At 63.7% G+C, this 11,137-nt stretch carries 10 protein-coding genes and 1 pseudogene; 7 read left to right on the top strand and 4 right to left on the bottom strand.

Translation table 11 applies throughout. The annotated features are described in order from the left end of the window. The 4 genes and pseudogenes from ABID58_RS23055 to ABID58_RS23040 all read left to right on the top strand — a co-directional run. Nucleotides 1-150, top strand: a pseudogene (locus ABID58_RS23055) (chemotaxis protein CheW); the annotation flags it as partial. Nucleotides 151-223: 73 nt separating this feature from the next. Beyond that, nucleotides 224-589 (top strand): response regulator, encoded by a 366-nt coding sequence (locus tag ABID58_RS23050; protein ID WP_007600538.1) that lies wholly within the window; start codon nt 224-226, stop codon nt 587-589. A gap of 70 nt (nt 590-659) precedes the next feature. Next, the gene (locus tag ABID58_RS23045; protein ID WP_354034852.1) at nt 660-1,856 is read left to right on the top strand and encodes a protein-glutamate methylesterase/protein-glutamine glutaminase; all 1,197 of its coding nucleotides are present in this window, start codon (nt 660-662) and stop codon (nt 1,854-1,856) included. Beyond that, on the top strand, nt 1,853-2,725 hold the full coding sequence (locus ABID58_RS23040) for a CheR family methyltransferase (RefSeq protein WP_354034850.1): 873 nt from the start codon (nt 1,853-1,855) through the stop codon (nt 2,723-2,725). The genes ABID58_RS23045 and ABID58_RS23040 overlap by 4 nt, the downstream gene beginning before the upstream one ends. Before the next feature lies 1 nt (nt 2,726). Here the strand turns inward: ABID58_RS23040 and ABID58_RS23035 are convergent, their stop codons facing one another. The 3 genes from ABID58_RS23035 to ABID58_RS23025 are packed head-to-tail and all read right to left on the bottom strand — an operon-like array spanning nt 2,727 to nt 4,737. Beyond that, nucleotides 2,727-3,887, bottom strand: coding sequence for a glutathionylspermidine synthase family protein (locus tag ABID58_RS23035; RefSeq protein ID WP_354034848.1), 1,161 nt, complete (start codon nt 3,885-3,887; stop codon nt 2,727-2,729). Between the two features lie 3 nt (nt 3,888-3,890). Further along, complete coding sequence (locus tag ABID58_RS23030) at nt 3,891-4,331, bottom strand: hypothetical protein (RefSeq protein ID WP_354034847.1); 441 nt, start codon at nt 4,329-4,331, stop codon at nt 3,891-3,893. A gap of 1 nt (nt 4,332) precedes the next feature. Beyond that, nucleotides 4,333-4,737, bottom strand: coding sequence for a DUF350 domain-containing protein (locus ABID58_RS23025; protein WP_128968112.1), 405 nt, complete (start codon nt 4,735-4,737; stop codon nt 4,333-4,335). A gap of 273 nt (nt 4,738-5,010) precedes the next feature. Here ABID58_RS23025 and ABID58_RS23020 point away from each other — a divergent pair, with 273 nt between their 5' ends. Together ABID58_RS23020 and ABID58_RS23015 are read left to right on the top strand one after the other, a co-directional pair. Further along, nucleotides 5,011-6,828 carry a CHAT domain-containing tetratricopeptide repeat protein gene (locus tag ABID58_RS23020; protein WP_354034846.1) on the top strand — a complete coding sequence of 606 codons (1,818 nt, stop codon included), beginning with the start codon at nt 5,011-5,013 and terminating at the stop codon, nt 6,826-6,828. Between the two features lie 74 nt (nt 6,829-6,902). Beyond that, on the top strand, nt 6,903-8,486 hold the full coding sequence (locus ABID58_RS23015; RefSeq protein WP_354034844.1) for a hypothetical protein: 1,584 nt from the start codon (nt 6,903-6,905) through the stop codon (nt 8,484-8,486). An 87-nt stretch (nt 8,487-8,573) separates the two neighbouring features. Here ABID58_RS23015 and ctrA read toward each other — a convergent pair whose 3' ends face one another. Further along, nucleotides 8,574-9,275: a response regulator transcription factor CtrA gene (gene ctrA, locus ABID58_RS23010; RefSeq protein WP_007600544.1), complete on the bottom strand. Its 702-nt coding sequence runs from the start codon at nt 9,273-9,275 to the stop codon at nt 8,574-8,576. A gap of 443 nt (nt 9,276-9,718) precedes the next feature. On the opposite strand from ctrA, the gene fliI reads away from it, so the two are divergent. Continuing rightward, the gene (gene fliI, locus ABID58_RS23005; RefSeq protein ID WP_354034842.1) at nt 9,719-11,044 is read left to right on the top strand and encodes a flagellar protein export ATPase FliI; all 1,326 of its coding nucleotides are present in this window, start codon (nt 9,719-9,721) and stop codon (nt 11,042-11,044) included. Nucleotides 11,045-11,137 lie beyond the last annotated feature (93 nt).

The raw sequence follows: 11,137 nt of genomic DNA, 5'->3' as shown, positions 1-11,137 counted from the left end.
TCCGAGGACGGCAAGGAAGACAACCCCGTCAACCTCGACCCCCGCATGGCCAAGCTCGCCGGCGGTGTCCACCGTCTCGACGGCCAGCTCATGGTCGTCCTCGACGTCGATCGTGTCCTCGAGCTCGCGCCCGAGATGATGGCGGCCTGATACGGCGGCAGCGCCGCCGACGTACTCGCAATTGGAAGTTCCCCCGCAAAGGGGATCAGAAGCAGAGGTTCACATGAGAACGTGTCTCGTCGTTGATGATTCCAGCGTCATCCGCAAGGTTGCGCGCCGGATCTTGGAAGGCCTCGACTTCCAGATTCTCGAAGCCGAGGACGGTGAGAAGGCGCTCGAGGCCTGCAAGCGCGGGTTGCCCGACGCCGTGCTGCTCGACTGGAACATGCCGGTGATGGATGGCTACGAATTCCTCGGCCATCTGCGCCGCATGCCCGGCGGCGACCAGCCCAAGGTGGTGTTCTGCACCACCGAGAACGACGTCGCCCATATTGCGCGCGCGCTGCACGCCGGTGCCAACGAGTACATCATGAAGCCGTTCGACAAGGACATCGTGACGGCGAAGTTCCAGGAAGTCGGCTTGATCTGAGCGAACACCGGAGGCTGAACGGCTCCTTCGGCGTTTTCAACTAAACCGTTTCAGTCTGAGTTGGTGAGTAATGAGTATTGCGTTCGCAGGTAATTCGGTCACGGGCTCGTCGCGCGAAGCGGGACCGCTGCGAGTGATGATCGTCGACGACTCCGTCGTCATTCGCGGTCTGATCTCGCGCTGGATCGGTGCCGAGCACGATATGGAGGTCGCTGCCTCGCTGCGCACCGGGCTCGAGGCGGTCAACCAGATCGAACGCATCAGCCCCGACGTTGCCGTGCTCGACATCGAAATGCCCGAGCTCGACGGCATCTCGGCGCTGCCGCAGCTCTTGGCGAAGAAGCGCGATCTCGTCATCATCATGGCCTCGACGCTGACCCGCCGCAACGCGGAGATCAGCTTCAAGGCGCTGTCGCTCGGCGCGGCCGACTACATTCCGAAACCGGAATCGACACGCGAGACGTCCGCCGCGGACATCTTCCATCACGATCTGATCCAGAAGATCCGTCATCTCGGCGCGCGGTTGCGCAGGAAGCCTGCGGTCTCAAGCCCGCCGCTGGCGCCGGCGAGCCCGGCTCCGGCCGCGCGCGGACCGATTGCGCGGCCTGCCTCGCCAGTACCGGCTCCGGCCGTGCATGCCCTGTCGCCAGGCCCGGTCACCACGCGTCCGTTCTCGACCCAGATGCCAAAGGTGCTGCTGATCGGCTCTTCGACCGGTGGCCCCCAGGCGCTGATGGCGCTGGTCACCGAGCTCGGCCCGGTGATCGACCGCGTTCCGGTGCTGATCACCCAGCACATGCCGCCGACCTTCACCACCATTCTCGCCGAGCACCTTGCGCGTTCGAGCCGACGGCCGGCAGCCGAGGCGGTCGATGGCGAGCCGGTGAAGCCGGGGCGCATCTATCTCGCGCCCGGCGGCAAGCACATGCGCGTGGTGCGCAGCGGCGCGGACGTGGCGATCGCGCTCGACGACGGCCCCGCGGTCAATTTCTGCAAGCCCGCGGTTGACCCGCTCTTCACCTCCGCCATCGACATCTGGCACGGCAACATCCTCTCCGTGATCCTGACGGGCATGGGCTCGGACGGCATGCGCGGCGGCAAGGACATCGTCGCTGCCGGTGGCAGCGTGATCGCGCAGGATGAAGCCTCCAGCGTGGTATGGGGCATGCCCGGTGCGGCTGCCCATGCCGGCATCTGCGCGGCGATCCTGCCGCTCAACCAGATCGGCGCCAAGGTCAACCGCCTGTTCGCGGGAGATCGCTCGTGACGCCTGCGGACTACGAGTATCTGCGCAAGTTCCTGAAAGAGCGCTCCGGTCTCGATCTCTCGCCCGACAAGCAGTATCTGGTCGAGAGTCGGCTGCTGCCGCTGGCCCGCAAGGCAAGCCTATCAGGCATCCCCGATCTCGTGCTCAAGATCAGGAACGGCGATGGCCGGCTTGCGACCGACGTGGTCGAGGCCATGACCACCAACGAGACCTTCTTCTTTCGCGACAAGATCCCGTTCGATCATCTGCGCGACAGCATCATGCCCGGCCTGATCCAGGCGCGTGCCGCGCGCAAATCGTTGCGCATCTGGTCGGCGGCTTCGTCGACGGGGCAGGAGCCCTATTCGATCGCGATGTGCCTGAAGGAGATGGGCACCGCGCTCGCGGGCTGGCGCATCGAGATCGTCGCCACCGACCTGTCGCAGGAGGTGCTGGAGAAATCCAAGGCTGGCGTCTACAGCCAGTTCGAGGTGCAGCGCGGCCTGCCGATCCAGCTCCTGATGAAATACTTCACTCAGTCCAACGAGGTCTGGCAGCTCAATGCCGATATTCGCGCGATGGTGCAGTTCCGCCAGCTCAATCTGTTGCAGGACTTCTCCCATCTCGGCACGTTCGACGTGATCTTCTGCCGCAACGTGCTGATCTATTTCGACCAGGACACCAAGGCCGTGATCTTCGAGCGCATGGCGAAGGGCCTGGAAGCGGACGGCACGCTGTTGCTCGGCGCCGCCGAATCCGTCGTCGGCATCACCGACGCATTCCGTCCGATCTCCGACCGCCGCGGCCTCTACCAGCTCAACCCGGCGCGCTCCGGCCGGGCGATGGGGGGACTGATGCCGCAACCGCTGAAGGTCGCCGCGGCAAGGTGATCTACAAGATCGCATGCGGCAAAAACCGCGAGCCGTTGCCCGTGATCGGGCTCTCGTCTTCGCGGATCGAAAGCCCGCATGGCTCGTGGTTCACCAGCCAGCTTCCCACCACGGGATAGACGCCCGAAAAATTCGGCAGGGGTGACAGCGCCTGGCGCACGAATCCTTCGGCGCCGTAGGGGCCGGCGTGCTCATCGAGTGACATTCCGCCCGACACCAGCGTGACATTGGCGCCTTCGCGCGACAGCAGGGGCTTGCGGACGTAGGAGCTGCCGAGCTCGGCTGCACGTGGATCGTCCTCGAAGAAGGCCGGCAGCAGATTGGGATGGTTCGGAAACATCTCCCAGAGCAGCGGCAGGATGCCCTTGTTGGAGAGCACCGCCTTCCATGGCGGCTCGATCCAGCGCGTCGGAGCGCCGGCGAGCTTTGCACCGAAAGCGTCGTGGAACATCCATTCCCAGGGGTAGAGCTTGAAGACCAGCTCGATGTCGCGGTCGTCGAGATCGACGAAGCCGCCGGCCTCATCGCGCCAGCCGATCTCCTCGATGTCGAGCAGCGTGGTCGAGAGGCCTGCCTGGCGCGCGGTGTCTTCGAGATAAGCGAGCGTGCCCGCGTCCTCTTCGTTGCCAGTCGTGCCTGTGAGATGCAGATGCCCGCCCGCGCCGATCGCTTTCCACGCCTCGATCAGCCGCTCGTGAATGGAGTTGAACTGGTCGGCGCGGGCGGGAACGATGCGCCGCTCGATCGCCTGCTCGAGCCAGGTCCATTGAAACACCGCAGCCTCGAAGATCGAGGTCGGCGTGTCCGCATTGTATTCGAGCAGCTTTGCCGGGCCGTGGCCGTCGAATTTCAGGTCGAGCCGGCCGTAGAGGCTGCGGTCGTCTCGGTCCCAGCTTTCCGCGATCAGATCCCAGAACGCTTCCGGAATTTTGAGCCGCCGCAGATGGCGTTCGTCGCCGATCACGTGACCGGCGAGCTCCAGGCACATCGCATCGATCTCGCCGGTCGGCGTTTCGATCGAGCGCTCGATCTCGTCGAGCGTGAAGGCATAATAGGCGCGCTCGTCCCAATAACGCTCGCCGTCGATGGTGTGGAAGGCGAAGCCGCATTGCTTGGCGGTCTGTTGCCAGTCGTCGCGCTCGGGACAAATGATGCGTTGCATGTGTCAGCCGCCGCCCGAGAAGCCATGCGCAAACGAGCCGAAGCCGCCGCGCGTGACGCCACCGGAGCCGGAATCGGACGACGTCCCTGACGAGGAATGGCTCGAGGAGTCGCTGCTGTAGAAACCCGACCGCGAGGACCAGTGCGAGGTGCCGCCTGACGAGCTGCTGCTGCAGTTCGTCGTCTGCGTCGGCGCCGCCGCCCCAGGGACTGACGGCCCGGGGACTGACGCCCCGGAGACTGCCGCCCCGGGGACTGTCGCCCGGGGAGGCGTGGGATCGCAGCTTCGGTGCGGCATCAGCGTGTAGGCCGTGGTGCCGGCCGCGATCGTCCCCATCACCAGCAGCGCGACATGGCCCGAGCGTTTCACCGGCTCGCGCGGGGCCGGCGGCGCGGGTTCGGGCCTGCGCTTGCCGAAATCCTTGGTCGGAGGCTTCGTTGCCATATCAGTAGATCATGCAGGCGGCGTTCAGGAGGCCCGCGGCGAGCGAGGACAGGCCGAGCCAGATCGCGGGCGCCAGCTCGCCGGCGGCGATCCGCCCCGACAGGTTCGGCACCGGGATTTTCACGATGTAAAACACGGCAACTTGCACGATCAGCGCGATTGCAGCCCAGATCAGGCAGTCCAGCACGTTGGCCGAATGCGCGATCGCGCTGAACAGCGGCGCCACGAAGCCGAGCAGGCTGAGGCCGAGCGCAATCGCAGCCGCTGGATCGTTGTCGCGGATCAGCTGAAACTCGTTGTGCGGCGTGATCCGCGTGTAAACGAAGAGATATGCCACTATCGCGATTAGCCCGGTGCAAAAATAGACCAGGAAGGCGGGCAGGCCGGCGAGCGATTGCAGGATCATGGGGAGGTCCAACGTTGGCGCCGTGAATTCTGGCACGATCGCTTAGTCGCCGCATCGGTCGAACAGGTTCGATCCCCAGAAACAAGCCGGCCCTGTGGTACGGCCCGGCACTGCACGAAATATCGGGCCGCATGAGACATGCTTCACAAATGCGTCTCGAGGTTGCATGTGATAGTCTCGCGCATTGTTTTCACGGTCGTCCTGATTGCGATCGGCCACGCACATTCGAGGGCTTCTTCGTTCAGATCAAAATCTTGTTGAGTGAGGCGCAAAATGCCTGTTGCCGAATACGAAGATTTCGAGCTCGAGATCGGCTCCGATCTGCCCGTGGGTGGCGGCCCTCAGCAATATTACGGTCGTGTCGTCAGGTCGCCGGCGGGTGAGGCGCCGAAGGCACAGGTGAAGTTCTGGTTCTCTGCGCCCGGCGAATTGGCCAAGTTGCGCGGCGAGCTGGAAAACGCCGTGCTGGAAATCGACGACAAAAATCGGCAGGGCCCGACGACGCGTGGCGAACAGGTGCTGCGGGATTTCGGGCGCGGCGTGTTCCGCAGCGTCTTCACCGACGTGCCCTCGATCCAGCGGATCTACGAGCGCAGCAAGGGCGCAGCCCAGGATCTGAGGATCAAGCTGCGGATCGAGGCGGCCGATCTTGCCGGACTGCCGTGGGAATATCTCTACGACGAAGACGACATGCCCGGTTTCGTCAGCTTGACGCGGCCGATCGTGCGCTATCTCGAAACCGCCGGCAGCGTGGGCCGGATGGGCGTCAAAGGGCCACTGCGCATTCTCGGCATGATCGCCGACCCATCGACCAGCGAATGGCCGAAGCTCAATGTCGTCAAGGAGCGCGACCGCATCAACAAGGGCATCGATTCCCTCCAGCACGAAGGCAAGGTCGATTTCCAGTGGGTCCCGGGCGGGAGCGGAAGAGACCTGATGAAGAAGCTGTTGGAGGGCGAATGGCACATCTTCCATTTCATCGGGCATGGCGGGGTCGAGGAAGCCTCGCCCGGGGCGGGCGCGAGCGGCTTCGTCGTCATGGTCGACGAGGACGGCAGGCCGGTGAAGAAGTTCGCCTCCGATCTTGCGATGATGCTGACGGGGGCAAAACGGAGCATGCGCCTGATCATGCTCAATTGCTGCGAGAGCGCCCGGATCAATGTCGGCGATCGCTTCGGCAATCCTGCGATCGGGTTGATGAAGACGGGATGGCTGCCCGCCGTGGTGGCGATGCAGTTTCCGATCACCGACAGCGCCGCGATTTCGATGTCGGAGGGGTTTTACGCGGCACTTGCCGGCAATCGTTCGATCGACGATGCGGTGACACTTGCGCGCAAATTCATCCAGGAGAAGTCCCGCGTCGAATGGGGAATCCCGGTCCTCTATATGCGCTCGTCCGACGGCCGAATCTTTGACGTCGAAGCGCCGCAGCCGCTGCCGACCCCGGCCGAGGCCGCGCGCCTCTCTAAGGACATGCTGCGGCAGCGGCGCGACGAATTCATGGAAGCACTCGCCGCCGGTCCCGCCACGATCGAGGCGCTGGAGGAGCTGACCCGGCGCGGGCAGGAGCTGCACGGCCTGCTCGCGGATGACGGCGAACTTTCGGTTCGGCTCGCAAAAGTCTATTTCGATCTCGGCACGCTTCAACACAAGCAGAAGCAGATTCCGAAAGCCGCCGCGAGCTTCGCCTACATGCTGAAGCTTGATCCGGCGAAGCCCGAATATTTCGTGCGCCGCGCCAATTTCAACGTGACCGTCGGACTTTACGAAAATGCGCTCAACGACATCACCGAAGCGATCAAGCTCAAGCCGAAGAACCCGGAATTCTACTGGATCAGGGGCATCGTCAGCATGACGGCCGCCGGCATCGACGACAAGCGTGGCTATCTCGAGGAGGCCATCAAGGCCTTCGGCACGGCAATCGCGACCAACGAGAACGAGCCGAAATATCTGGTGTCCCGGGCCAACGCCTATGCCCAGATCAAGGACGTCGCGAAGGCCCAGAACGATATGGACAGCGCGATTGCGCTGGCTCCGGACAATATCGATCTCCTGGTCCAGAAGGCCAAGATGTTCGCCCAGGCTGCGTGACTCTCACGCGACCGCCGGACGCCGCGGTGTCCGGCGCGCCTTTCAACAACGAACCCTAGCAATAGGAGTTCATCGTGCCGCTTGCTGATGTCGTAGACCCCCTGAATGCGATCCTCGAGTCCTTCGGCGGACCGCTTCTGGTCGTGCTGTTCTACTGGTTCAGGTTTCACACGATGAAGGGGACCCGCTCGTTCACGACGCGGCCGCTGTTCTTGTTCGGCCTCGCCGTCTTCATCACGCCGTTCCTGGTGATCTACGCTTTTCTTCCCGATAAGCTGTCGCCGCTCGCCGCGGTCTGGCTTCTGATGTTCGCCTGGCTCATTCCGGTCGCGCCGAAGGCGTGGCGGAAATTCTGCCAGGAGCTGGCCGGCATTCCCGTCAGGGCGTTCGCGCTGCGCGACGCGCTGGCCGCGTCGCCGTTCCAGGTCGCCCCGGACGATATGCAGAGCCTCCAGCGCAAGCTCTCCAGGGTCGGCTATCAGGTCGATGATTTCCGCGCCACGCAATCGACCGCGATCCAGTCGCGCTTCCTCAAGATCTCGGCGCTGATGCTCCATCTCGAGCGCTGGGCCGCCGAGCATGATGCCTTCATGGAGCGCAATTCCGATCTCTATGCCGAGCTGCTCGCGGTCTACGACTCTCTGTGCTTCCGCACCGTCCGCGTGCTCAAGAGCAGCGCCGAGATCTACGGTGCGATCATGGAGGACAGCCAGGTCGAGCCGGACGACTGGCAGGCGCTCGATCAGCTCTCGACCCGCCATAGCGCGGTCAGCCAGCTTCAGCTGGCCGCCCAGACCGCGGCGGGATGCATGCTGGAGGATCTGCGCAAGGACATGGATTCCCTGCTCAACAATCTCCTGCTGTTCGCGGCGCGCGCCGCGCTCGCCGGCGAATGGACCTTTGCCCGCAGCAGAAAAAGGTTAGGGGCAATCGGCTTCGTGCTGGAGCCGGCCCCACCCGGTATCGTCAAGGTCGTGGCGGTCGTGGCGGCCTTCGCCTTCGTCTGGTGCCTGGCGTGGCTGCTCGGGTCCGGCAAGGTCGTCCACATGCCTGGAGACCAATATGTCGGCATGATGCGGACGCTGCTGATGACGCCGCTGTACCTGATCGTGAACTTCTGGCTGGTCTATTATTTCAAGCGGCAATACGCGTTTGCGAACGAGACCATCTTCGGCCGGCTGCCGGTCGGATTCATTCTCACCATCGGTCTCTGGAGTGCCCTGATCCTTTTCCCGATTCAGGCCGCCTTCGACTTCTACCAGTTTCCGCAAAAGCCCTATCTCGACGTGGTCCTGCACGAACTGCCGCTTTTGACCTTTCCTTGGGGGATCGCGGCGATGGCGGCGCTGCTGGTGCAGGATTCGACCTGGGGCAGGCGGTCGCGCAAGACACGACGGATGCGCGACGGCCTTGTCTTCGGTGGCGGCATGACGGTGCTGCTGTGGGTGCTGCTGGCCATCCACCAGGTCAGCCCGATGCCGGTCATGGAGGTCGTCGACAACGTCTCCGGCTGGGCGTTCTTCTGGTCCTTCGTGCTCCCGACCTTCGCGTTCGGATTCATCATCGGCTACGCGTTGATTGCCTGGCTACGCGAGGCGGCCGCACGCGTCCGGGTCAGGAGCGCGCCTCTCGCCACCGCCTCGCTGGTGAGCGCCTGACGAAGCCCCAAAAACAAAACCCCGCCATTTGCGGCGGGGTCCAGGCTGGGAGGAGCAAGCCCCGAAGGGGCTCGCGACGTAAACTGATCAGGCCGGAATGCGCTCTTCGACCTCGTGCGGCTCGCGCAGCACGTAGCCGCGGCCCCACACGGTCTCGATGAAGTTGCGTCCCTCGGAAGCGTTGGCGAGCTTCTTGCGGAGCTTGCAGATGAAGACGTCGATGATCTTCAGCTCGGGCTCGTCCATGCCGCCATAGAGGTGGTTGAGGAACATTTCCTTGGTGAGGGTCGTGCCCTTGCGGAGCGAGAGCAGCTCCAGCATCTGGTATTCCTTGCCGGTCAGGTGCACGCGCTGGCCACCGACTTCGACCGTCTTGGTGTCGAGGTTGACGACGAGGTCGCCGGTCTGGATGACCGACTGGGCGTGACCCTTGGAGCGGCGCACGATCGCGTGGATGCGGGCAACCAGCTCGTCCTTGTGGAACGGTTTGGTCATGTAGTCGTCGGCGCCGACGCCGAGACCCTTGACCTTGTCCTCGATGCCGGCGAGGCCGGAGAGGATCAGGATCGGCGTCTTGATCTTGGAGACCCGAAGCTGCTTGAGCACGTCGTAGCCGGACATGTCGGGCAGGTTGAGGTCGAGAAGGATAATGTCGTAATCGTATAATTTTCCGAGATCGACGCCTTCTTCCCCCAAATCGGTCGTGTAGACATTGAAGCTCTCAGACTTCAGCATCAGCTCGATCGACTGCGCGACGGCGCTGTCATCTTCAATCAGCAAAACGCGCATGCCAGTTCCCCATAGTCGCCGCTCCTGGGCGTCAGGTCGGCCGCATTCGCGGCACTCAACTAAACGCCTTTGAACAACTGATTCGGATCCTGACGACAGATGGTTAACAAATCCTGATTCTGGAACGCAAGTCCCCTTGGTGCAATTTTTCTCGAATCGCCCTAAGGTCTTGCGTAGGAAGCAGCTTTTGTTACTCCGCTCCGTTCAAGTTCCACTTTAAGAGACGGGCCTAACCGACTCCCACGACTCAGCCTTCTTCTGAAGGGGAGTCGTGCTCAGTCACAAAGACAGTGACGCAATGATTAACGATGCGGGTAAACACGAGGTTAAGCGCCGTTCAGAAATATGGCGAAACTTAAGGGTTTCGCCATGAAGGCCCCGATCATGAAGGCGCGTCCCCTATGAAGGCCCTCTTATGAAGGCTGCTCCATGAAGGCTGCCCCATGAAAGCTCTTGCCGAGCAGATCGGCGATATCGACGGCGTCAATATCTATGGCCGTGTGGTCGGCGTGCGCGGCCTCATGGTCGAGGTCGCCGGTCCGATCCACGCGATGTCGGTCGGTGCGCGGCTCGTGATCGAGACCGGCGCCAACCGATCCATTCCCTGCGAGGTGATCGGCTTCTCCGGCAACAACGCGGTCGTGATGCCGTTCGCCGGCCTCGACGGCGTGCGTCGCGGCTGCAAGGCCGTCATCGCCAATGCCGCCAATCAGGTGCGCCCGTCGTCGGCCTGGCTCGGCCGCGTCGTCAATGCGCTGGGCGAACCGATCGACGGCAAGGGACCATTGCCGCAAGGTGCTTCCCCGGTGCCGTATCGCAATTCGCCGCCGCCGGCGCATTCGCGCAAGCGCGTCGGCGCGCCGCTCGATCTCGGCGTGCGCGCGATGAACACCTTCCTCACCTGCTGCCGCGGCCAGCGCATGGGCATCTTCGCGGGTTCCGGCGTCGGCAAATCCGTGCTGCTCTCGATGCTCGCGCGCAACGTCGATGCCGCGGTCAGCGTCATCGGGCTGATCGGCGAACGCGGCCGCGAGGTGCAGGAATTCTTGCAGGACGACCTCGGCGAGGAGGGCCTGGCGCGCTCCGTCGTGGTGGTCGCGACCTCGGACGAGCCGGCGCTGATGCGGCGGCAGGCCGCGTACCTGACACTCGCGGTCGCCGAATATTTTCGCGACGAGGGCCAGGACGTTCTCTGCCTGATGGACTCGGTGACGCGTTTCGCCATGGCCCAGCGCGAGATCGGGCTGTCCGCCGGCGAGCCGCCGACCGCCAAGGGCTACACGCCGACCGTCTTCACCGAGCTGCCGAAGCTTCTTGAGCGCGCCGGACCGGGGCTCGGCGAGGGCGCGATCACCGCGATCTTCACGGTGCTGGTCGACGGCGACGATCACAACGAGCCGATCGCCGACGCCGTCCGCGGCATCCTCGACGGCCACATCGTGATGCAGCGCTCGATCGCGGAGCGCGGCCGCTATCCCGCCATCAACATCCTCAGGTCGGTCTCCCGCACCATGCCGAAATCGGCCGATCCGCAGTTCTGGCCGACCATCCAGAAGGCGCGGGCGGTGATGGCCACCTATGCCGACATGGAGGAGCTGATCCGGCTCGGCGCCTACCGGGCCGGCTCCAGCCCCGAGGTCGACGAGGCGATCCGCCTGCACGAGCCGCTGGAGGCTTTCCTGCGCCAGGGCAAGGACGAAAATGCCTCGCTGGCCGATGGCTACCGCCAGTTGGCGCAAATCCTCGGCAATTTGGAAACGGAACGCTAACTTTGTCCCGTCATCATCCGATCCACAGAGTAGCAGAGCCGGTCTTGGCCCCAATCGGGTCTGTGGGGAGACTGGTATCGTCCCACGTGCAGC

Source organism: Bradyrhizobium sp. S3.2.6 (assembly GCF_040546885.1).
In the GTDB taxonomy this organism is placed as follows: domain Bacteria; phylum Pseudomonadota; class Alphaproteobacteria; order Rhizobiales; family Xanthobacteraceae; genus Bradyrhizobium; species Bradyrhizobium cytisi.
This window is presented reverse-complemented; position numbering and strand designations above follow the sequence as displayed.